This is a genomic window from Nitratireductor thuwali, assembly GCF_036621415.1.
Taxonomy (GTDB): domain Bacteria; phylum Pseudomonadota; class Alphaproteobacteria; order Rhizobiales; family Rhizobiaceae; genus Chelativorans; species Chelativorans thuwali.
The window spans coordinates 1,020,788-1,041,568 of record NZ_CP030941.1 but is presented as its reverse complement, the minus strand read 5'-3'; the positions used below and the strand labels follow the sequence as shown (position 1 = coordinate 1,041,568).

21 protein-coding genes are annotated in these 20,781 nt (G+C 65.7%); 9 read left to right on the top strand and 12 right to left on the bottom strand.

The features are described 5' to 3' along the window. Positions 1–84: 84 nt before the first annotated feature. Positions 85–942 carry a LysR family transcriptional regulator gene (locus tag NTH_RS05005; protein ID WP_338528983.1) on the top strand — a complete coding sequence of 286 codons (858 nt, stop codon included), beginning with the start codon at positions 85–87 and terminating at the stop codon, positions 940–942. Positions 943–1,038: 96 nt separating this feature from the next. Here the strand turns inward: NTH_RS05005 and idi are convergent, their stop codons facing one another. The 3 genes from idi to NTH_RS04990 are packed head-to-tail and all read right to left on the bottom strand — an operon-like array spanning position 1,039 to position 3,391. Continuing rightward, positions 1,039–1,575 (bottom strand): isopentenyl-diphosphate Delta-isomerase, encoded by a 537-nt coding sequence (gene idi / locus NTH_RS05000; RefSeq protein ID WP_338528982.1) that lies wholly within the window; start codon positions 1,573–1,575, stop codon positions 1,039–1,041. Positions 1,576–1,619: 44 nt separating this feature from the next. Next, a complete protein-coding gene (locus NTH_RS04995) occupies positions 1,620–2,540 on the bottom strand; it encodes a TatD family hydrolase (protein WP_338528981.1) in 921 nt (306 codons plus the stop codon). Beyond that, a complete protein-coding gene (locus tag NTH_RS04990) occupies positions 2,540–3,391 on the bottom strand; it encodes an EboA domain-containing protein (protein WP_338528980.1) in 852 nt (283 codons plus the stop codon). Before NTH_RS04990 ends, NTH_RS04995 begins: the two co-directional genes overlap by 1 nt. Before the next feature lie 92 nt (positions 3,392–3,483). Between NTH_RS04990 and NTH_RS04985 the strand changes: the two genes are divergently transcribed. After that, a complete protein-coding gene (locus NTH_RS04985) occupies positions 3,484–4,923 on the top strand; it encodes an alkaline phosphatase family protein (RefSeq protein ID WP_338528979.1) in 1,440 nt (479 codons plus the stop codon). On the opposite strand, the gene NTH_RS04980 is transcribed toward NTH_RS04985, so the two are convergent. From NTH_RS04980 to NTH_RS04955, 6 genes are all read right to left on the bottom strand, one after another. Next, entirely contained in the window at positions 4,871–5,719 is an 849-nt protein-coding gene (locus tag NTH_RS04980; protein WP_338528978.1) for a UbiA family prenyltransferase, read from the bottom strand. The genes NTH_RS04985 and NTH_RS04980 overlap by 53 nt on opposite strands. Next, the gene (gene eboE / locus NTH_RS04975; RefSeq protein ID WP_338528977.1) at positions 5,716–6,903 is read right to left on the bottom strand and encodes a metabolite traffic protein EboE; all 1,188 of its coding nucleotides are present in this window, start codon (positions 6,901–6,903) and stop codon (positions 5,716–5,718) included. Before eboE ends, NTH_RS04980 begins: the two co-directional genes overlap by 4 nt. Beyond that, positions 6,900–8,108, bottom strand: a complete 1,209-nt coding sequence (locus NTH_RS04970) for a 3-dehydroquinate synthase (RefSeq protein WP_338528976.1) — start codon at positions 8,106–8,108, stop codon at positions 6,900–6,902. The genes eboE and NTH_RS04970 overlap by 4 nt, the downstream gene beginning before the upstream one ends. Positions 8,109–8,145: 37 nt before the next feature. Then, positions 8,146–8,571: a c-type cytochrome gene (locus NTH_RS04965; protein ID WP_338528975.1), complete on the bottom strand. Its 426-nt coding sequence runs from the start codon at positions 8,569–8,571 to the stop codon at positions 8,146–8,148. A gap of 11 nt (positions 8,572–8,582) precedes the next feature. After that, the gene (locus tag NTH_RS04960; RefSeq protein WP_338528974.1) at positions 8,583–9,134 is read right to left on the bottom strand and encodes a superoxide dismutase family protein; all 552 of its coding nucleotides are present in this window, start codon (positions 9,132–9,134) and stop codon (positions 8,583–8,585) included. A 72-nt stretch (positions 9,135–9,206) separates the two neighbouring features. Continuing rightward, a complete protein-coding gene (locus NTH_RS04955) occupies positions 9,207–10,586 on the bottom strand; it encodes a PQQ-dependent sugar dehydrogenase (protein WP_338528973.1) in 1,380 nt (459 codons plus the stop codon). 443 nt (positions 10,587–11,029) lie between these two features. Here NTH_RS04955 and NTH_RS04950 point away from each other — a divergent pair, with 443 nt between their 5' ends. The 5 genes from NTH_RS04950 to ftsH all read left to right on the top strand — a co-directional run bounded on the left by NTH_RS04950 (position 11,030) and on the right by ftsH (position 16,138). Continuing rightward, positions 11,030–11,725, top strand: a complete 696-nt coding sequence (locus tag NTH_RS04950) for a dienelactone hydrolase family protein (RefSeq protein ID WP_338528972.1) — start codon at positions 11,030–11,032, stop codon at positions 11,723–11,725. A 3-nt stretch (positions 11,726–11,728) separates the two neighbouring features. Further along, positions 11,729–12,403 carry a phosphoribosyltransferase gene (locus tag NTH_RS04945; RefSeq protein WP_338528971.1) on the top strand — a complete coding sequence of 225 codons (675 nt, stop codon included), beginning with the start codon at positions 11,729–11,731 and terminating at the stop codon, positions 12,401–12,403. A 108-nt stretch (positions 12,404–12,511) separates the two neighbouring features. Then, positions 12,512–13,423: a complex I NDUFA9 subunit family protein gene (locus NTH_RS04940; protein WP_338528970.1), complete on the top strand. Its 912-nt coding sequence runs from the start codon at positions 12,512–12,514 to the stop codon at positions 13,421–13,423. Positions 13,424–13,579: 156 nt separating this feature from the next. After that, a complete protein-coding gene (locus NTH_RS04935) occupies positions 13,580–13,999 on the top strand; it encodes a cupin domain-containing protein (RefSeq protein WP_338528969.1) in 420 nt (139 codons plus the stop codon). 177 nt (positions 14,000–14,176) lie between these two features. Next, positions 14,177–16,138, top strand: a complete 1,962-nt coding sequence (gene ftsH / locus NTH_RS04930) for an ATP-dependent zinc metalloprotease FtsH (protein WP_338528968.1) — start codon at positions 14,177–14,179, stop codon at positions 16,136–16,138. A 128-nt stretch (positions 16,139–16,266) separates the two neighbouring features. On the opposite strand, the gene NTH_RS04925 is transcribed toward ftsH, so the two are convergent. Beyond that, positions 16,267–17,154, bottom strand: a complete 888-nt coding sequence (locus NTH_RS04925; RefSeq protein WP_338528967.1) for an alpha/beta hydrolase — start codon at positions 17,152–17,154, stop codon at positions 16,267–16,269. A 61-nt stretch (positions 17,155–17,215) separates the two neighbouring features. Here NTH_RS04925 and NTH_RS04920 point away from each other — a divergent pair, with 61 nt between their 5' ends. Both NTH_RS04920 and NTH_RS04915 read left to right on the top strand, forming a co-directional pair. After that, a complete protein-coding gene (locus NTH_RS04920; RefSeq protein ID WP_338528966.1) occupies positions 17,216–17,944 on the top strand; it encodes a hypothetical protein in 729 nt (242 codons plus the stop codon). Positions 17,945–17,983: 39 nt separating this feature from the next. Beyond that, complete coding sequence (locus tag NTH_RS04915) at positions 17,984–19,369, top strand: hypothetical protein (RefSeq protein WP_338528965.1); 1,386 nt, start codon at positions 17,984–17,986, stop codon at positions 19,367–19,369. A 20-nt stretch (positions 19,370–19,389) separates the two neighbouring features. On the opposite strand, the gene NTH_RS04910 is transcribed toward NTH_RS04915, so the two are convergent. Continuing rightward, the gene (locus tag NTH_RS04910; RefSeq protein ID WP_338528964.1) at positions 19,390–19,896 is read right to left on the bottom strand and encodes a hypothetical protein; all 507 of its coding nucleotides are present in this window, start codon (positions 19,894–19,896) and stop codon (positions 19,390–19,392) included. 95 nt (positions 19,897–19,991) lie between these two features. Then, positions 19,992–20,762: a GNAT family N-acetyltransferase gene (locus NTH_RS04905; protein ID WP_338528963.1), complete on the bottom strand. Its 771-nt coding sequence runs from the start codon at positions 20,760–20,762 to the stop codon at positions 19,992–19,994. Positions 20,763–20,781 lie beyond the last annotated feature (19 nt).

Below are 20,781 nucleotides of genomic sequence, written 5' to 3'. Positions count from 1 at the left end.
TTCCATCTGATCCGCCTTCATATTAGACGCCGCCTGGCTATTTTGTGATACTATGATTAGTCATATCAAAGATAACGGTTGTAAATGATAATGCGCCCTCTTGATCTGGATGCCGTCCAGGCATTCGTTCGTATCGCCGAGCTTGGCAGCTTCACGCGTGCGGCCGAGGCCGCGCGGACGACGCAGTCGGCCGTGAGCTTGAAGCTGAAGCGGCTCGAAGAACGACTTGGCTGCCGGCTCCTTGAGCGGACGCCGCGGCATGTGGCGCTTTCGGCGCAGGGAGCAAGCTTCCTCGAACACGCCCGCGAGCTCCTGGAGGCACACGACCGCGCGTTCGCGGTTCTTGCCGGAGCCCGGCAACGCCTGACCATCGGCATCAGCGACCATGTCGCGGGGCCGGAGCTTCCGGAACTGATCGCGCGCATGAATGCGCAAGACCCGCAGCTGTTGATCGAGATCCGCATCGGATCCTCGGGCGACCTGCTTCAAAGCTTCGACCGGCGGGAACTCGAGGCGGTGGTCGTCCGCCAGCATGTCGGACGGAGCGACGGGGAAATCCTGACCGAAGAGAAATTCGGCTGGTACGCAGCGCCAAACTGGCAGCATCGCGCGGGCGAGCCCCTGCCGGTTGCCACGATGCCCGAGCCCTGCGGCGTGCGTGTCCTGGCCGGGCAGCTTCTCGATGAGGCAGGCGTGCCGTGGACGGAAGCTTTCGTCGGTGGCGGCGTCGCGGCGGTCTCTGCGGCCGTCATGGCCGGGCTCGGCGTTGCTGCACTGGCTCGGCGCATGCTGCCGTTTGGCGCGATCAATGTGGGGCCCACGCTCGGGCTTCCCGAACTGCCGCGCTTGCCAGTTCTCCTTCACTCAAGGGTCAGGGACGGCCGGCCGCGCGATGCGCTTGTGGCGCTTTCGGCTGCGTTCAGGAGCGCGGTGCGAGACTAGGACAACCCCGCACGGCAATGGGCAGGCTTAGCCAAAGCGCTCGCCTCGAGATCATTCGGAACTTCGGGCAGGGGCGGTGAATGGGCGACCGGCACGTCAGCCGCCTGCCGAGAAGAGCGCCGGCGCGTGCCGTTCCAGATAGATGCGGAACCAGACGGCGAACCGCTCCGGCGTGCTTTCGACCTCCATCAACAGAGCCTCTTTGCCGACCCATCGCGTGGCCGCCACCTCGGCCGGATTCGGCCGCACCGCCGCATCGAACCGGCCTGTGAAGAGCTGGCAGACCTCGTCTTCGATGAGGGTGGGGGAGACAGTTTCCCGATAGGCGACGGTGCCGAAGGGGAAGATGGGTGGAGACCGGATGCCCAATTCCTCGCCGAGCCTGCGGGCGGCCGCCGCCGCGGGCTCTTCTCCGGGGCGCGGATGGGTGCAGCAGGCGTTGGCCCAGCGTCCTGGCGAGTGATACTTTCCCGCCGCCCGCTGCTGGATCAGCATTTCGCCGGCGCCGTTCAGCAGGAAAACGGAAACCGCGCGGTGGCGCAGACCCCGGCGATGCGCCTCGAGCTTTCCGGCAATGCCGGTCGGCTGGCCTTCGGGGTCGACCAGGACGACGTTTTCAGCAGGTATCGGCATCGGACGATATGGGCCTCCGGTGATCGAGGGCGGTGCGAAACCTCTCACTCGATGATGAGATCGTCGCGCCTCTTTTGCGCCTCCGTTCCGATGATCGGCTCGCGCCCGCCACGCAGGATGGAGTTGCCGGCATAGAGCGTCCGCTGGTCGATCTCCGGCGGGGCCAGCCAGTCCTCCTCGCGCATCTGCCCGCTCTTGCCGTAAACCTCCAGGGCATTGGCATAGCAGACGCGACGTACCGTCTGCTCGGGCACGCCGCTTTCGAGTGCCAGCCGCGCCGTCTTCGGCACGCCGAGCGAATCCGATATGCCCCAGTCGCAGGCCGAATCGACGATGATGCGCTCGCCGCCGTACTGCTTGAGAAGCTCCACCATGCGGCGGTTGCCCATCTTGGTCGAGGGATAGATCGAGAAGCCCGCCCAGAAACCGCGCTGCAGCGTCTCGGCCACGGTCTCCTCGTTGTTATGGTCGATAACCACCATTGACGGGTCCAGCCCGATCTCCTCGATCACGTCCATCGAGCGGGTGGTGCCGCGCTTCTTGTCGCGGTGCGGCGTATGCACCATCACCGGAAGCTCCAACTCCTTCGCCAGCTCGAGCTGGGCGCGGAAATAGCGGTCCTCCAGCGCTGTCTGCTCGTCGTAGCCGATCTCGCCGATGGCCACGACGCCTTCCTTCAAGGCGAAGCGGGGCAGCCATTCCATCACGCCTTCGGCCAGTTCCTCGTTGTTGGCCTCCTTCGAGTTGAGGCCGACCGTGCAATAGTGGCGAATGCCGAACTGGCCGGCGCGAAAGCGCTCCCAGCCGACGATGGAGGAGAGGTAATCGACATAGGTGCCGACATAGGTGCGCGGCTGGCCGATCCAGAAGGCCGGCTCGATCACCGCCACAATGCCGGCGGCGGCCATCGCCTCATAATCGTCGGTGGTGCGGCTGATCATGTGGGCGTGGGGGTCGATATACATCACGCGGCCTCCAAGCTCTGCCAGTCGAGCCGGCCGGAGGCGATGTCCTCGGCTTCCGGCCGCTGCCGGAGCAGCTCGCGTGCGGCGGGATGGGGAGAAGCGGAAAGGGCAAGAGCCGCCGCCCGCGCGGCCGCTCCGCCCTCCTTGAGGGCACGTTCAAGGTCTGCCAATGCCGGATCGTCCACCGCGAAGGGGCCGACGCAGCGCCAGAGCTCGGGCGAGACCTTGCGGCCCGCCGACCAGCGCTCATGGGCGTATTCGCGCAGGATGCGCGCCAGCTCCGGGTTGGCCCGTTCGTCGAGGCCGACGATGGGCGCCAGGCGGCTGTCCACGAACAGCGCCTTGAGGATCATGTGGTTCCAGCGGTGCTCGTCGAAATGGTCGCGCGGGAACGGGTTGCGATGCGCGATCGCCTCGAAGACGGGCTTTAGGTTCGAGCGCAAACCCTCGCCGACCTCGAAATGGAGGGTCTCGGGCTCGGGATAGAGCGGGAGGCCGCGATAAAGCGCGATCAACTCGGCGGCATCGGCCGTGCGACGCAAGTCCTTGAAGGTTTCGGCAAAGGGCCGGGCCCCCTGAAAGACGAGAAGCGCCAGTACCCGTGCCGCTCCGTCGACGCTCCAGTCTTCCAACGACCAGCCGGGCCGCGCTGCATCCGCCGCCAGCCGCTCCTCGTGCGAAGCGTTCAGGTCCGCCTTGCCGAGACGGCGCGGCGCAAGGCCGAGGAAGACGTGGAGCTCCCGCTCCGGAGCGCCGGCTCGAAGCGCGGCAAGAGTCTTCTCCACCCATCCAATATGATCGCCGGAGCGGGAAAGAACGATGTCATGCAGGACCTGCTGTGCCGGCTGCATTTTCTCCTCCCGCTTGATTCGACATGATCCTCGCTAACGCAGAGAAGCGGCTTCGGTTGCAACTTCCTGCCGCCGGCGTGCGTTGCGGTTCAATGCGCAAGACCCTCGTCATCCTCGCGGTCGGCCTGACGCCGCAGCTCGTCGGCCGCGACACGCCGAACCTGAAGCGGCTTTCCGAGCGGGGTGCCATGCGCCCGCTCGAAACGGTGGTGCCGGCCGTCACCTGCTCGGCGCAATCCACGCTGACCACCGGCCTGCCGCCTTCCGGGCACGGCGCCGTCGCCAATGGCTGGTATTTTCGCGATCTGCGGGAAGTGATGCTGTGGCGCCAGCCCAACAATCTGGTCGAGGGCGAGAAGATCTGGGAGGCGGCGCGCAGGCGCGATGCCGATTTCACCTGCGCCAAGATGTTCTGGTGGTACAATATGTATTCGAGCGCCGACTGGTCGGCCACGCCGCGGCCGATGTACCCGGCCGACGGCCGCAAGATCCCGGACCATTACGCCTACCCGCCCGAACTGCACGACGAACTGGACGAAAAACTGGGCCAGTTTCCTCTGTTCCGGTTCTGGGGGCCGCTGGCCGACATCACCTCTTCGCAGTGGATCGCGCGTGCCACGCTCCATGTCATGCAGACGCGCGACCCAACGCTGACGCTCACCTATCTTCCGCATCTCGACTACAATCTCCAGCGGCTCGGGCCCGATCCCCAAAGCGCGCGCCTGCGCCAGGACCTGAGGGAAATCGATGCGCTTTGCGGCGAGCTGATCGAGGAAGCGGACAGGGCAGGGCGGCGCGTGATCGTCGTCTCAGAGTATGGCATCACGCCGGCGCGAGACGCCGTACACCTCAACCGAGCGCTGCGCGAGGCGGGGCTGATCGCCGTGCGCCCGGAGGAGCATGGCCGCGAGATCCTGGACTGCGGGGCGAGCGCGGCCTTTGCGGTGGCGGACCACCAGATCGCCCATGTGTATGTGGCGGACCGCGCGCGCATCCCGGAGGTGAAGGCGCTGATAGAAGATGTGGAAGGCGTTGAAGCAGTATGGGACGAGGACGGGAAGGCGGCGAACGGTCTCGACCATCCCCGCTCCGGCGAGCTTGTTGCGATTGCCGAGCCCGACCGCTGGTTCAGCTATTATTATTGGCTTGATGAGGAGAAGGCGCCGGATTTCGCGCGCACCGTCGATATCCATCGAAAGCCCGGCTACGACCCCGTCGAGCTGTTCATCGATCCCGAGATCCGTTTTCCGAAGCTGACCGCCGCGGCCAAGCTTGCCAAGCGCAAGGCAGGTTTCCGCCAGCTTCTGGACATCATCTCGCCTTCCGCGACGCATCTGGTGAAGGGCACCCATGGGCGGCTGACAGAGAACCCGGCGGAGGGCCCGCTGGTTATCAGCTCAGAACCGGAATTGATGCCTGAGGGGCCGGTGAAGGCGGTCGATTTCAAGAAGCTGGTGCTCGCCCATCTGTTCGACCGTCTCACGTTCCCGGAGCGAGGCGCTGCAGCGCAAGTGTCAGAGCGAAGCCCATAGCGGCAATGAAAGCGAGGATCGGCAATCCCGCCGCAGCGATGAGCGCCGCATCGTAAAGCGATATGCCCGCGATCAGCGTCACCACGGCGCGCGGGACGTCCCCCGGACCACGCCGGACCAGCCTCCATATGGCCGCGACCACCGTAAGAAGAAGCGCGCCGCAGAGGGCAAGCGCCAAGGGGTCGCCGCCGGCAAGGGCGGCCGCAAAGACGAGCGGGATGGCGAGTGCCGCCAACGGCCAGATGCCGCCCAGATCATTGGAGGCTTCCCGCCGCGCGGCATAGGTGAGACCGACGACATAGGCGAAGAGGCCGGCGCCCGCTGCAAGCACGACGGCCGGGAGATGGCCGACCGCCAGCGCCGCCAGAACATAGCTTAGGAGCCGCGTCGTCCCCATGATCAGGGGGCTGAGCGGCGTCTTTTTGTGCAGCCAGTCATAAAGCGTTACCGCGAGCGCCACGCCGGCAGCGGCAAGTCCGGCGCTTGGACCCAGGAGAAACCCGACGGCGACGCCCCCCGCCAGCAGAGCCCAGCCGACGGCGAAGACGGTGCCGCGCCCAATCTCTTCCGCCGGAATCGGCCGTTCCTTCCGCTCCGCACGGTCGATCTCAGCATCGAAGGCGTCGTTGAGCCACATGCCGCCGAGGTAGAAGAGGGTGAGCGCGAATGCAGCGGCAAGGATGGGCCAGGATGCGGTCGGCAGGCCAGCGGCCAGCACCGCGCCGGCAAGCGCATTGCTCCACACCGTCGGCAGGTTCGAAACGCGCCCGAGCCGCAGGATCGTCTTGAAGCTCACCCGCCGAGCTGCTCGTTCACCCAGCGGAGCTCGCGCAGGATCGCCTCGTCCACGCTCTGCCGGCGCAGTTCCTCCGGCAACACGTCCCATGTGTAGGTCTCCACCTCCAGATGGTTGGAAATCGGCTCGGCGCGGTGGAGGGCGAGGATCTGGGCCAGAAAATCGCGCGTGCTCTCGAAGGCGCCGAGATCCTTGAGGAATATGGGCACATGGAAGTGCACCCGCCATTCCTCTCCGTCGGCCTCCGCGCCCCGGGACAATGCCGGCCGCAGATCCGTGTAGCGGGAAAGGGCGCCGTTGCGGCGGGCGACGACCTGGTGCAGGTAGGTCGGCTCGTCGAACTTGCCGAGAGCCTGCCGCGTCTCGGGGCTCACCTCCGGCACGCGCAGGGCGGCGCTGAGCTGGAGCTTGTGCACCGGCACGCCGGCATCGCGCAGGAGCGCAAGGCTTTCGGCCGGATCCTCGAACTCCACGGCCGCATGGCAGACGTCGTAGCAAAGGCCGAGATGGCGCGGCAGCACATCCCGCGCCTCGTCGGGCGAAAGCCCCGTAAGCTTGGCAAAGCGCAGCCGCGCCGAGGGGCTGTAGAGCCTTTCCCTAAAGAAGGCGCAGGTCTCCGCGATCGTCTCGAGCAGGCAGGCGGGCTCGGGTTCTATGGCGAGCGCGACGCGCACCCCCGACTTCTGCTCGAGCCCGAATAGATAGGCGGCCGCCTGGAGATAGTGATCGGCAATGCCGTCCTGCGCCCCGTCGGCGAGCGCCCGGAAGCAGCCCGGCACGGTGCTGAGGCTCACGGTCTCGCCGGGCGGCGCGATATCGGCCATCAGTTCCGCGAGATCGACCGTGTAGCGCAGCCGCTCGATCTCCCGCCAGTCGGGGCGGTAGACCTCCTCCTTGACGCGCGTTCCGTGGAATTGGCCGTAGGGGAAGCCGTTCACCGTCACCGCCCTCAGCTGTTCCGCCCGGAGGAGTTCGGCCAGTTCCGCGCGCGCCTCCGGCTTCTTCAGGTCATCGAGCGCGCGGGCGGAGATGCGCAGACCCACCGGGAACGGACCATCCGGCGCGAAGCCGTCCCGCACCCTGAGCACCGGACCCGTCAGCGCCGCGCGCATCTCCTCCCACGTCTCGGCAGGATGGATGTTGAGACAGTAAGTCAGGGCCTCTCCCGCGCGCGCCGCGCTCATCGCATCGCCTCCCGTCTTTTCAGCCATTCGAGCGCGCGGCAGACGAGATCTGGATTCATCCTATGGACGTCCACGCCGATCCCGACCGCGCTCAGGAGCGTGACGGTAAGCTCGCCGCCCAGATGCTGGCGGAACTCGTCCAGCCCGGCAAGCACGGCCGGCCGGCGGCCTTCGCCGCTCCCGGCAAGGGCCGGATGGTAGAGCCGGAAGCCGAGGCTCTGCAGAAGCGTTGCGATGCGCTCCTCCTCGCCATCCGGCAAAAGGCCGGCAAGCACCGAATACCGCGCATCGAGCGCAATGCCGATGGCGACGGCCTCGCCATGGTTCACGGCGTGGCCGCTCAGCGACTCCAGCTTATGGGCGGACCAGTGGCCGAAGTCGAGCGGGCGCGCCGAGCCGCGCTCGAAAGGATCTCCGCCCCCGGCGATCTGCTTCATGTGCAGCTTCGCACAACGGCGGATCATGTGTTCTTCGGCGGACCGGTCGAAGGCGGTCAGCCGGGCCGCGTTCGCTTCGATCCATTCGAAGAAGGCGCGGTCGCGGATGAGCGCCACCTTCACCCCCTCGGCGATGCCGGCGATGCGCTCGCGCCGGGGCAGATGCTCCAGGAACTCGAAATCGTTCACCACCGCCCAGGGCGGCGCGAAGGTGCCTATGAAGTTCTTGACCCCCTTGAAGTTCACCGCATTCTTGACGCCCACGCCGGAATCGTTCTGCGACAGGACGGTGGTCGGCACCCGGACGTGGCGGACGCCGCGATGCGCGGTCGCCGCGCCGAGGCCCACGGCATCGAGCACCGCTCCGCCGCCCACCGCGACGACGCAGGAATGCCGGTCGATGCCATGCTCAAGGACCGCTTCTTCGACGGCGGTGAGGTGGGCGGCTTCGGCCTTCGCGCTCTCGCCACCGGGGATCGGCATGACCTTGGCGGCAAGCTCAATGCGGTCGGCGTAGGCCCGGCACCACAGTTCTATCTGCTCCTTCAGCCGGGGAAGCGCCTCCAGCAGGCCGCCGTCGACGAAGAACAGGCAACGGTGCGGCTTATCCGGCTCGGTCCGCGCGATCAGTTCGGCAAGGACGGGATTGGACGTTCCGAAGACCCCGCGCGAAAAGGCGACCGGGTATTCGAAGGGGACGGAAAAGCGCTGCCAATGGACCTCTTCCACAGAGCCAGCGTTTCTGACCATGGACGCATTGACGCTCAAGAGCTTTCCTCCGTTGTTGCCGGGGCGGGGCTCCGCCTCAGCCGCCGCCGTCCTGTTCCTGCAGGAAGTCGATGAGCTGCTCGCGCTGCTGCTCGTCTTTGAGGCCGCGATAGACCATCCGGTTGCCGGGAATGAACTCGTTGGGCGCTTCGATCCACGGATCGAGCGTCTCGGCGTCCCAAATCACATCCGATTCCTTCAGCGCCTCCGAATAGTTGCCAAAGCTGTCGAGACCACCGGCCTTGCGCCCGATAATGTCGTGCAGCGTCGGCCCCAGGAGATTGCGGCCAGGCTCCAGCGAGTGGCAGGCAGCGCACTGCCGCTGGTAGATCTCTTCCGCGGAAGGCTGCGCGTGGGCCGCTGCGACGAAGGCAAGGCCGGTGGCGGCCGTCAAAAGGCCCAGGCGGCAGGCGGCCACCGCGGCCCGCCTGCCTCTAGCCGAAAGTTCGGCACCGATATACAAGGCCACCTCCCTCAGCCCTGAGGCTCGGCGATGACGCCGCAGGCGATCCGGGAGCCGGCGCTGTCGGCATCCATGTAGTTGTCCTCGCTTTCATGGATCATGATCGCCGACCCGGATTCGTCCCGGAGCGTGTACGGCGTTCCGTTCCCGGCGGCTTCCGCCGGCTGGGACAAAGTCAGAAGCGGGCTGAAGAACTCCGCCGTCGCCGTGCCGTCATCCGCCACGTGCAGGTTCGGCAGGTCGCCCACGTGATATCCGTCGGGGTTGTCGAAGCCGTGCGCATGGCCTTCCGGGGTGTAGTGCCCGCCGGCCGACTGGAAGTCGGGTGTCTCGCAAACGCCGTCCTCATGGATATGGAAGCCGTGCGGGCCGGGCGGCAGGTCGGAAAGATCGGCCGTGATTACGACGCCGTGCTCTACCTGCTCAAAGGTCACGGAGCCGACCGACTGCCCCTCGCTGTTGACCACGTCCGCCGTCAAGGTCTCGCCCTGCTGTGCGGCGGCCAGGCCGGGGCAGGCGAGACATGCGGCAAGCGCCGCGATCGATGTGACTGCTCGTTTCATTAAATTGCTCCTTTTTTCGTGTTGGAAACCGGCAGCGGCCATCCGCAAGACGGAGGCCGCTGCATTCAGCGGCTATTGCTGGGTTGTCCCCGTGGCATCGGAGTCCTGGCCGGAGGCCGCAACGACCTGCCACAGCGTGCCGGCCGGGTTCTCCTGCGGCAGCGGCCCGCCGTAGTTGCAGTTGCATGACGTCACGTAGACGTCGCCGTTCTCGTCCGTTCCGCCGCCGGTAAGCTGCACGCCGGAGGCAACGAGTTCCTGGAAGACCCACTGGTCGTCCTCGCCGCGCGCCAGACCCCAGATCGTGCCGGCGCAGTAGTCGCCGGCGAGATAGACGCCGTCGAGGCCCTCGATCTCCCCGCCGCGATAGACGCCGAGCCCGATCACGGAGCATCCATGCTCATGGTCGTATTCGGCGACCGGCAGGACGCCCACTTGCGGGCAGTTCTCCTCCTCGATGGGGAAGCAGTGCGTGCCCATCAGGAAATCCCAGCCATAGTTCTCGCCACCCTCGCTGTCGGCGGGCTGGAAGTTGATCTCCTCCCAGTGGTTTTGTCCCACCTCGGCGATAAAGAGATCACCGGTTTCAGAATCGAAGTGGAACTTCCACGGGTTGCGCAGGCCATATGCCCAGATCTCCGGTCGCGCTTCGGTGTGGATTTGCGCGAACTCTTCTTCGGTGATCCCAAAAAGCTCGACGATGCCCGCCTGCCGGGCAAAGGGGTTATCCGGCGGGATCGCATAGGCCTGGTAGCTGTCGTCCGGCACGTTCACGTCGATGCGCAGGAGCTTGCCCAAAAGCGTACCGAGATCCTGCCCCGCCTCCAGCGGGTCGCCTTCCCAGCCGCCGTCGCCGCTGCCGATATAGAGATAGCCGTCGGGGCCGAAGGCGAGTTCGCCGCCATTGTGGTTGGCCCAGGGCTGATCGATCTGCATGATCAGCTTGGCGCTGTCGGGATCGATCTGTCCGGGATTGTCCTGCGAGACCGTATAGCGGACGATGAGGGAATCACCGTTGCGCAAGGTTTCGGCGAAATGCGCGTAGACATGGCCGTTGTTCTCGAAGTCCGGGTGGAACTCGATGTCGTACAGCCCCTGTTCGAGGAAATAGGGAAGGACGATATCGCTGATGTCGAGGAAGGGCTGCTCGGCCACGCTGCCGTCTTCGACGATGCGCACCACGCCGTGGCGTTCCACCACGAAGAGCCGGCCGCTGCCATCCCTGGCGCTCACGACATTGACGGGGTCGACGAGACCGCCGGTCACCTCCCTGAGCTCGAGGGAGGGGTTGCCCGGAAGCGTTCCGCTTTCACCGGGTCGGGCCACATTGATGTCCTGCTGCCTGGCGGGTCCCTGCCGTTGGTCTGAAGCCTGGCCCGCATCTTGATCCTGCGCCTGGGCGGCAGCCAGGACAATTGCCGACCAAAGGGCGGTAGTTAGCAATCGTTGCATGATTTCCTCCCGATCTGTTGGCTGCGGGCAGTGAATGTTTCAGTCTGCCGAGCATAGGGCGGAGCACTGGTGTCGAACCCTGATGCTGCCGCCCTAACAGGCTCCCATGCCCATTGTTCCGTGGCGGTGTGCCTCTGGTGAGGCGCCTGGATCTCAGCCTTCCCCAGCGGCCGCGCGCTCATGCGTCGCGCGCCCATGCATGATGTGTAAGGTCCCCAGGTCGAGACCATCGACGGGCTTGGGAAGGAGGAGAAGCGGAGGAGGAGAAGCGGATGCCGGAAGGGTTGGGGCCGCCTGCCGGATCGGAACATTGGCCGGATATCGCGATTGGGCGGCGAGAGGCCAGCAAACGCGGCCAGCGAGGAGGTTTTGATTAGCGCAGCCGCGCCGGGAGCGAGCGCTCGGTAATCTGTGCAAGGGTCAGCATGACGGGAGAAGTATCCATGGCAACCGGGGCAAACACAGGTTCGGCTTCCGCAACAGGCGCCAATGCACGCGATGTCGTCGAGGTTCGCGTCGAGCCGGCGGGCCTTGCCGGCCTGCTCGGCGTGCCCGACGGGGCAACCGGCATCGTGATCTTCGCCCACGGCAGCGGAATCGGGCGGCTCAGTCCGCGCAACAATCATGTTGCGGCGCAGCTCCGGAAGGCGGGGCTGGGCACGTTCCTGCTGGACCTGCTCACGCCGTCCGAAGAGCGCGACAGACGCAATGTGTTCGACATCGATCTGCTTGCCTCGCGCCTTGATCTGGCGACGAAGTGGTTGCAGGACCGCCGGGAGACGGCCAAGCTCGTCCCCGGCTATTTTGGCGCAAGCACCGGTGCCGGAGCAGCGCTCACGGCGGCGGCGCGACCGGACTCGCCCGTCGCGGCCGTGGTTTCCCGCGGGGGACGACCGGATCTTGCGATCGACGTTCTTCCGCAGGTCCGGGCGCCGACGCTTCTGTTGGTAGGGAGCCTGGACGGCCCGGTCATCGAGATGAACGAGCGCGCTCATCGGGCGTTGCAGACGGAAAAGCGCATCGTCATCGTGGAAGGCGCCGGGCATCTTTTCGAGGAGCCCGGCACGCTCGATGAAGTGGTCCGACACGCGACCGAGTGGTTCCTCGCTCATCTCGGTCGCCCGAAAACAGGGAGCTGAGGGATGTTCGAAGCCCGGGACGTCTTTGCCGACAGACAAGACGCCGGCCGCCGCCTTGCGACTGCGGTTGCGAAATATGCGGACGCCAATCCGCTCGTGCTAGCGCTGCCGCGCGGCGGCGTGCCCGTCGGATTCGAGGTGGCCAGCGCGTTGGGGGCGACGCTGGATATACTGATCGTGCGCAAGATCGGCGCGCCGGGTCATGCCGAATACGGCATAGGGGCGGTTGTGGACGGGGCCAATCCCCAGGTGGTCCTTAACGAGGAAGCAATGCGCATTGTCCGGCCTTCGTCCGACTATCTGGAAGCCGAAAAGAACCGGCAGCTGGCGGAAATCGAGCGGAGGCGGGAGACCTATATGGAAGGCCGGCCGCCGGTTCCGGTCGAAGACCGGACGGTTATCCTGGTGGACGACGGTATCGCGACCGGCGGCACCGTCAAGGCAGCGCTGCGTTCTCTCCGCAGGGCCGGCGCCAGGCGGATCATCCTCGCGGTTCCCGTTGCTCCGCCAGACACGATCGAGGCCCTGGCGCAAGAGGCGGACGAGATCGTCTGTCTCAGCACGCCTGAGGCGTTTCGCGCGGTGGGCCTCCACTATGAGAATTTTGAGCAGACATCCGACGAGGAGGTCGTTTCCCTGCTGCACCGGGCCCGCAGCATTCCGGTGCGGCCGCAATAGCCGCCAAGCAGATCCGCGGGGAAACGGATTGGCGGCGGCCGGTGGCATGCGCGGACAAAATGACGGCGTCCAGAGCGTGCGACGGAATCAATCGCAGGCCCGAAGGAGATGAAGAAGCGACTTGTAACCGTCTTTGGCGGGACCGGCTTTCTGGGCCGCCGCGTCACGCGGCACCTGCTCGCGCATGGCTTTGATGTCCGCGTTGCGTCGCGGCATCCGGCGCGCGCCGATACCCTGTTCGCACCGGCCGAGGTCGAAGCCGTCAAGGCCGACATACACGACGAGGCTTCCGTCGCCGCCGCTCTTGAGCATGCTCACGGCGCGGTCAATGCCGTCAGCCTGTATGTGGAGCGCGGCGGCGCAACGTTCCGCTCAGTTCACGTCGAGGGCGCGGCGCGCGTGGCGCGCAATGCCCGCAAAGGCGGCATCGAGCGACTGATCCACGTCTCCGGCATCGGCTCGGATCCGGCATCGTCGTCGGATTACATCCGGGCGCGCGGCGAAGGGGAAATTGCCGTGAGAGAAGAGTTTGCCGATGCGATTATCGTTCGGCCGGCCGTCATGATCGCCCCGGACGACGCCTTTCTGACCGCCATCAGCAATCTCGTCCGGCGTCTGCCGGTCTATCCGCTGTTCGGCCGCGGCAAAACCCGGCTGCAGCCGGTTCATGTGGAGGACGTCGCCGAGGGCATAGGGCGCCTGCTGCAAGCCGCGCCTATCGATGCCGGGCGGTATGAGTTTTCGGGACCGCGGACATATACATACCGGGAACTGGTGCAATCCGTGGCCACGGAGCTAGGCTCGACGGTGCGCCTCGTGCCGGTGCCGTTTGCGTTGTGGCGGGTCGCTTCGATCGCGGGCGAATGGCTGCCCGGAACGCCGCTGACCCGCAACCAGATCGCCCTCATGCAGCGCGACAACGTGGCCGCGCCCGACGCTCCCGGTCTTCCCGAACTCGCAGTCGAAAGAACTCCTGTCGAAGACGTCGTTCGGGAGATGGACGGGGCTCGGGGAGCATGAGCGCGTCCCCGGCGAATATAGAAGAAGGAGCCACTGGCGCTGTTGGGGTCAATTCTACGTCGCACACCGTGCGAGATGCGGAACTACTGAATCTTGCACCGAATTCTGCGCGGGCTTATGAGTAGGCGAACAGAATAACGGCCAGTGGATACGTTGATGGCTCGACATGACTTTGACCCCGCAACCGTCATGCCGGACGAGCGCCAGGCGGCGAAAGAACGACTTTTCGATCCCTCGCTTCCTGGACCATGGCGCGGTCACATTGCCGGAGAATTGCTGGGCGCATCAAACACGATCTTGGCATACGGCAATGACACGCCTGGCGAAGGGCCAAGGTTGCATGTTCACCCCTATGATGAGATTTTCATCATCGTACAGGGGCACGCGCGCTTCTTCGTGGGAGACAAGGTGATAGATGCGGAAGCTGGCGACGTTGTGCTCGGTCCGAAAGGCGTACCGCATCGATTTGAGAACCTCGGTCCCGGTCGGCTCCAGACAATCGACGTCCATCTGTCTCCCCGTTGGCTCCAGGCCGATATTCAAGACGGTGGAAATGAGATCATGGCGTCATCCTGATCGCAGTGGGTCAAGTCGACTGACGTTGCCGGTGTTGGTCCGAACTCGTTGGCCACGACGGGAGCGTCAAGATAGGCGAGACCGTTCGGCAGATCGAACTTCGCCTTCGTGACGTGGAATATGTCCTGAGGTTCCAGGTGAACCGGAACCGATCGGCGCAATCCGCATTTCGACCTCATGGCCCGGAGCAATCCCACGCATTACGAGTCCGATAGCGAGAAGACGCGCTCTGCGGAGCAGCCGCCCGACCGGCCGGCAAAGAACGCCTACAAGCGTCTGCTCGACGGCAGCAAGACGCCGCAGGGCCGCTTCAACATCTGGTTCTGGCTCGTCGCGATCGCGATCTTCCTGCTCGTTCAGGCGGTCGTCACGGGCCTGAGAACCGAGCAGCTCTCCTACACCGAGTTCCTCCGGCTGGCGGAGGCCGGCCGGATCGAGGACGTCCGGATTTCCGAGAACTACATTCAAGGCACGCTGCTCCCGGAAGACGGCGCCGCCGAGGGTGAGACTGCCACCCGCCCCTTCGTGACGACGCGGGTCGATCCCGAGCTGGTCGAGGAACTCTCCGCGCTCGGCATCGAGGTCGAGGGTGCGATCGAGAGCAACATCATCCCGACGCTCCTTTCCTGGGTGATCCCGGTCGCCCTCTTCGTCGGGCTCTGGTTCTATCTGTCGCGGCGGCTGGCGCAGTCCGGCGGCCTTGGCGGCGGGCTTATGCAGATCGGCAAGTCCAAGGCCAAGATCTATGTCGAGACCGACACCGGCATCACCTTCGAGGATGTCGCCGGGGTCGACGAGGCCAAGGCTGAACTGGTCGAGGTGGTCGACTTCCTGAAGGATCCGGACCGCTACGGCCGGCTCGGCGGGCGCATGCCGAAGGGCGTTCTCCTCGTCGGTCCGCCGGGCACGGGCAAGACCATGCTCGCCAAGGCGGTGGCGGGCGAGGCCGGCGTGCCGTTCCTGTCCATCTCCGGCTCCGAGTTCGTCGAGATGTTCGTCGGCGTCGGTGCCGCGCGCGTGCGCGATCTTTTCCAGCAAGCCCGCGAGAAGGCGCCTGCCATCATCTTCATCGACGAGCTCGACGCGCTCGGGCGCGCCCGCGCGCCGGGCGGCACCTATGGCGGCCACGACGAAAAGGAGCAGACGCTGAACCAACTCCTTGTCGAGCTCGACGGTTTCGATACCAAGGAGGCGGGCCTGGTCCTCCTCGGCGCGACCAACCGGCCGGAGGTGCTCGATCCCGCGCTGCTGCGCGCCGGCCGCTTCGACCGTCAGGTGCTGGTGGACCGGCCCGACAAGGCGGGGCGGATCGCCATCCTGAAGGTGCATATGCGCAAGGTGACGCTGGCCGAGGACGTCGAGGCGGAGAAGGTCGCAGCGCTGACGCCGGGCTTCACGGGCGCCGATCTTGCCAACCTCGTGAACGAGGCGGCGCTGCTCGCCACCCGCCGGGGCGCCGATGCCGTCGAAATGGAGGATTTCTCGAACGCCGTCGAGCGCATCATTGCGGGGCTGGAAAAGCGCAACCGCCTGATCAACCCGCGCGAACGCCGGATCGTCGCCTATCACGAGATGGGGCATGCGCTCGCCGCGCTGGTGATCCCGGGCGTCGACCCGGTGCACAAGGTCTCGATCATCCCGCGCGGCGTGGGCGCGCTCGGCTACACCATTCAGCGCCCGACCGAGGACCGCTTCCTGATGACGGCGGAGGAGCTGACCAACAAGATGATCGTGCTGCTCGGCGGCCGGGCGGCCGAGCACATCGTCTTCGGACACTTGTCGACGGGGGCGGCGGACGACCTGCAGAAAGTCACCGACATCGCGCGCTCGATGATCACCCGCTACGGCATGAGCAACCGCCTCGGCCACGTCGCCTACGAGCGCGACCGCCGCGGCTTCCTGGGCCCCGAGCAGACGACCTCGCGCGAGCATGGCGAGGCGACCCACGATGCCATCGACGAGGAGGTCCGCAGCCTGGTCGCCCAGGCATTCGAGCGGAGCGTCGCCCTCATCGAGGAACGCCGCGAATTCCTCGACCGGACCGCCGAAGCGCTTTTGGAACGCGAGACGCTCGACGAGCAAGAAATCGCCAAGCTTACCGAAGGGATGGACCGGCAGACGCGGCATGCGGCGGAGTAGGGCGCCGGTGGAGCGCCAGCCCCCTTGGGCAAGGACGCGGCACAAGAGCCGGCTTCTGCAGCTCAGCCATGTTGTTCCGACCCGGCGAAAAGCTTTCGTGGTTTCGTCGGCAGGGGGTTCCTCAGGTCCTATCGCGTCACCGCGTCTATGAAGGGACGGCTGACGGAGACGAGTGCCTCAGGCGACGTGAAGACCAGGGTGTGCGCCACATCCGGTATGATCTCGAGCCGGCCGTTGGGCAGCGCCGCCGCGACCCGCTCGGCCCAGTATTGGCGGCAGATGGGATCCTTGGCTCCGCGCACGACGAGCGTCGGCGCCTGGATGGCGGCCAGTTTTTCTTCCGGCTCGTCGCGCAGGGAAAACTCGAAAGTGGCCAAGGCGCGTGTAATGCCGCATTTGGCGTAGTCGATACCGGCCACCTTGCCCATCTTCGGCGGATTGTACTGGGAATTCTGCTGCCAGCGGATGAACTGCATCAGCCAGCTCCTTTCGTCGGGCGGGGTCGTCGGCCCCTGAAGCACTGCGCAGGCGACCAAATGCGGGTAGCGCGCTGCGAAGTCGACGATGATCTGGCAGCCGAAGGAGTTTCCCAGAAGCGCCGCCCGCGGGCAACCGACCGTCTCCATCCATCCTGCCAGTGCATCCGCAAGCAACGGCACGTCGAGTGCGCGCGAGGGTTTTTCGCTGTCACCGAAGCCCGGGAAGTCCGGCACGAGGACATGATAATGCGGCGCCAGCTCGTCGGCGGTGGGCACCATATACTGTCCCGACAGGGCCAGCCCATGCACCAGCACGACCGGCGGCGCCTGACGTGGCGCCGGCAGGACCGAGACCAGCGCATGGATCATGCGCTCGCCTGCCTGGGTGAAGGTGCTGCGCAGCACGGCCGAATCGTCGCTCATGATGCGGCGGCCGGCGGGCACGGGAAGAGCCGCGCCGCCGCTCTGCGGAAAAGCCGCCGCGGCTGCGCTGGCATATTGCAGGAACCGGCGGCGCGATATTATCGGTCTGGTCACAACAGGCATGCTCGCTCAACCTTCCCTTGGAACGGATAATCCAGCAAATCGTTTCACCGACATGCTCACCCGCCGCTTCATGCTGCTCACCGTGGCCGGCGTGACTGTTTCGGCGGACGTCTCATGGATCGCCGTTGCGCCGCTGCTTCTTTGGACGTTGTCCGAGGTGACGATGCCGGCCCTCGTGCCGGAGCTCTCCGGCACGGCATATTGGGGCATGGCGCTGGCGGCGACCTGCGGGGTGGTGCTGTCGCTGATGCTGCGCGAACTGACCCATATATTCGTGGCGCGCCGTGCCGGCGTTCCCCTCGATGCCGTCACCTTGTTCATCTTCGGCGGCGTTGCCGCCGCGCCTCCTGGAAGGGTAAAGGCGGAGCTGAAAGCGGCGGCGGCGGGGCTCCTGGCCAGCATCGCGCTCGCCGTGCTGCTCTTTGCCTTCTTTGTCCTCGAAGCCGGGCCCCGTATGTCCCTCGCGGCTCTCGGCGTGGCCCTGTTTCTGATGGGCTTCAACGGGATCGTTGCGGCAATAGGGCTCCTGCCGGCATATCCATTGAGCAGTGGCCGCGTGCTGCGATCGGCTCTGACGCACTGGATCGAGGACGCCGGGAAGGCCACGAGGATCGCCCGGGCGATCGCCGGCGCCATCGCATCGGCGATCCTGGCCGCGGGGGCGTGGATCGCCGCGTCGGGCGGTGTCCTGGCGGGGTTGTGGCTGATGCTGCTTGGGCTGCTGATCGGCGCGGTTGCTCTTTTTGACAAGCGCGATCGCGCCGCTCCGCAGCGCCCGTGACGACCGTGCAACAGCCAAGTGGAGGAGGGGAGACCGATCGTGAAGACGCCCTACGGTATTGCCGGCTTCGATTCCTCCGCTGCGCTCCTGCAGGCGACGGCATGCGCGATTCGCGGCCAAGGGTTCCCCGCGCTCGGCCATTCGAGATTGCTCGAAGCCCCCGTGCGTCTTTCCGACATGCTGCCCGTTCCGCTCCGCCGGCAGATCTATGCGGCGGCTACCGGCATGGAAGCGGTTCCACGCCGCTCCATCGGCGATATCGGCCTGGACGAGATTGCGGATTGGGCTGCAGGACTTTACCCGCAGCGGCGTTATCCGGCGGTCTTTATCGGTTCTTCCAACGGCGCCTTGGCACATCTTGCGACCGCTCTCGGCGTTCCGTGGCTGCCGCAGACCTTCCTCGTCGCGCTCAGGCGAAAGGGCCGCGGCGTCGACGACCCGCGGGGCGATCTCCAGCAGGCCAGGCAGGCGGGCGACGCGTTGCTCGGATCCAATCCCAACATTCAGCTCCACCAGATGCACGACCCCAGCCAGGATCGGCTGTCCCTGCAGTACATCACCTATTTTCGCACCAAGTTCCGCCACCTGCCGGGTGCCTATCGCCGGTTCCTGCGGGACCGCCTCCAGCCGGGCGGAACCATCATCCTGTCGGACTGCACGAAGCGCTGGCCCGTCACGCGCGTGGATGGGCGCTATGTCTTCCAGTTCGGCGCCGTGGGCGGCATGGAGCCGGACGAGTATCTGCGCGGCAGCCGCCGCGTTGCCGAATACCTGAAGCGGTATGGCGTCGACCTGGAGAAATGGGATCCGCCCGAGCCCGATGGCGAGAGTCCGGAGGCCGAATGGGGTTTCGAGCCCGACCTGGGCCGGGAGATCGAAGGGCTGGCGAAGGAACTGGGGCTGCGTGTCCTGCGGCTGGCCTACGAACAGCCCGACGATCTGAGCGCCCCGGTCGCGGACCTGCACCGCCAGTGGCATCGCGAACGCGGTCTGGCGAGCGACCGCCTGCTGGTGAGCTCGTTCGCCCTCGTCGAGCCTCACTGGGCGCTGCGCACGGGCTCGACACCCTACTGGGCCACTTTCAACGCGGCATCCTCCTTTGCCGCGCTTCACGCCTATCTGGAGCGGAGCGAGCCCTTCGGGGAGATAGGGCTCATGATCTTCCCGCACGGCACGGAGTCTGTCGGCCTGCCCTCCCTCGACGACTGGCGCGGCCTCCTGCGCCGGGCCCGGGGCCATGGCGCCTTTGTAGGGGTCAACGAACGCGCCTATCCCCACCATTTTTCCGCTCTTGCTCGATATCACACCGACATCGTGCGGATTCGGGACCGCTACCCGCTTCCACCTCCCTTGCCGCTGCGACGGTTCGAGGATTTTTTCGCCGAGAGCGGCACGCGGTATCCGGTGCGGCTGGTTAGCGCATAGCCCTGCCGGAGCGACGGCCTTCAGCTTTGCGTCAGCGCGATGTCTGTCATCGTGCGCAACTCCCCCTCGCCGCCGACGCGATCGGACACGGTTATGTGCAGGCTACCGCTATCGCTGGCCACTCTCATCAGCGCCGTGCGGTCGCCATTTATCTCCTTCGGCCAGGTGATCGTGAGGTCGAGACTGCCGTTCTCCATCGTTCCGGACAGATGCGCGGGCCCTGCGGGCGAGCCCATATAGGTTCCCGTATATTTTTGTGATTGCGGGTTCAGGGCGAGCTTTACGCCGATACGACGGGTAAAGACGAGATAGGCGCGACAGGTTCCGCTGATCGATATGGATTGCCCGCCGCTGACGCCTGCCAGGTCGCAGCTTACGTCGCGAGGCTGTGACTGGAAGTTGACCTGGACCGTGCCGGAGCCCGACCAGGTTCCGGCGAACCGGTCGAGGGAATCCTCTTGCGCCGCCGAGACCATCGGCAAGTTCACGAGCATGACCGCCGCGGCGGAGGCAAGGTTCATTTTCATGAGACGACCGGACCTGTTGCGTTTGTCTTTCCGAATGCCGATGCAGGCGGAAACGTTCCTTGCCGCCGCGAATCGGGCACTCATCCGTCCAAGCTTCACGGCTGGGCTTTCTGCCTTCCGGCATCGGGGTCGAAATAGGTGATGTAGCCCTTGCGGATGCGCGAGACGGGAAGAACGGTCATCACGTCGATCGTCTTGAACTGTTCGTCCGCAACGGCCCCATCGCCGAAATAGGCGCCGAGGTTGAGATAGCCCCGGACGAGCGGCGGCAGGAGGCGAAGGGCTGAACGCCTATCGATCTTTCCGGGCTCGATGCGGTTCATCTCGATCCGCCTGGAGGGTACCGCCCGCACATACCATTGGGGCGGTGCAGAGGCCGTGTGGTGCAGGAAGCTTAGCGGTACGGCAAACCGGTCCACGTCCGTGCCCGGCAGGCTGGCGCAGCCGAAAAGGACATCTATGCGGTGCATGAGGCAGTAGCGCCAGATCGCGTGCCAAAGCAGCTCCAGCGTACGTTTCCTGCGGTAGCCGGGAAGGACGCAGGAGCGACCGAGTTCGAGGAATTGAAGCGGCCTGTTTCGTTGGACCAGGTCCGATATCTCAAACTCGCTGGCCGAATAGAAGCCTTGATGAGCCTCCGCCACCTCCTGCCGCAGCAACCTGTAGGTTCCGACGATGGGGCGCCTCTTCTGGCGTGTGAGACGATCCCTATCGAGAATGACGAGGTGGTCGCAGATCGGGTCGAATGCATCGACGTCGCGCCTTGCACGCCTTGCAACCGGCGTGGGCGTGGCGGAGAGCTCCTCGTAGAAGACCTTGTAGCGGATTCGCTGGGCTTCCTGGATATCCTCTTCGCTCGTGGTCACTCGAGCTTCCAGGGAACCG

Bases quoted from the DNA above. Each gene is read 5' to 3' on its own strand.
- NTH_RS04950 (WP_338528972.1), top strand. From the start codon at position 11,030: ATGGCAACCGGGGCAAACACAGGTTCGGCTTCCGCAACAGGCGCCAAT.
- NTH_RS04985 (WP_338528979.1), top strand. From the start codon at position 3,484: ATGCGCAAGACCCTCGTCATCCTCGCGGTCGGCCTGACGCCGCAGCTC.
- NTH_RS04945 (WP_338528971.1), top strand. From the start codon at position 11,729: ATGTTCGAAGCCCGGGACGTCTTTGCCGACAGACAAGACGCCGGCCGC.
- NTH_RS05005 (WP_338528983.1), top strand. From the start codon at position 85: ATGATAATGCGCCCTCTTGATCTGGATGCCGTCCAGGCATTCGTTCGT.
- idi (WP_338528982.1), bottom strand. From the start codon at position 1,575: ATGCCGATACCTGCTGAAAACGTCGTCCTGGTCGACCCCGAAGGCCAG.
- NTH_RS04940 (WP_338528970.1), top strand. From the start codon at position 12,512: ATGAAGAAGCGACTTGTAACCGTCTTTGGCGGGACCGGCTTTCTGGGC.
- NTH_RS04960 (WP_338528974.1), bottom strand. From the start codon at position 9,134: ATGAAACGAGCAGTCACATCGATCGCGGCGCTTGCCGCATGTCTCGCC.
- NTH_RS04990 (WP_338528980.1), bottom strand. From the start codon at position 3,391: ATGCAGCCGGCACAGCAGGTCCTGCATGACATCGTTCTTTCCCGCTCC.
- NTH_RS04935 (WP_338528969.1), top strand. From the start codon at position 13,580: ATGGCTCGACATGACTTTGACCCCGCAACCGTCATGCCGGACGAGCGC.
- NTH_RS04995 (WP_338528981.1), bottom strand. From the start codon at position 2,540: ATGTATATCGACCCCCACGCCCACATGATCAGCCGCACCACCGACGAT.
- NTH_RS04955 (WP_338528973.1), bottom strand. From the start codon at position 10,586: ATGCAACGATTGCTAACTACCGCCCTTTGGTCGGCAATTGTCCTGGCT.
- NTH_RS04910 (WP_338528964.1), bottom strand. From the start codon at position 19,896: ATGAAAATGAACCTTGCCTCCGCCGCGGCGGTCATGCTCGTGAACTTG.
- eboE (WP_338528977.1), bottom strand. From the start codon at position 6,903: ATGAGCGCGGCGCGCGCGGGAGAGGCCCTGACTTACTGTCTCAACATC.
- NTH_RS04920 (WP_338528966.1), top strand. From the start codon at position 17,216: ATGCTCACCCGCCGCTTCATGCTGCTCACCGTGGCCGGCGTGACTGTT.
- ftsH (WP_338528968.1), top strand. From the start codon at position 14,177: ATGGCCCGGAGCAATCCCACGCATTACGAGTCCGATAGCGAGAAGACG.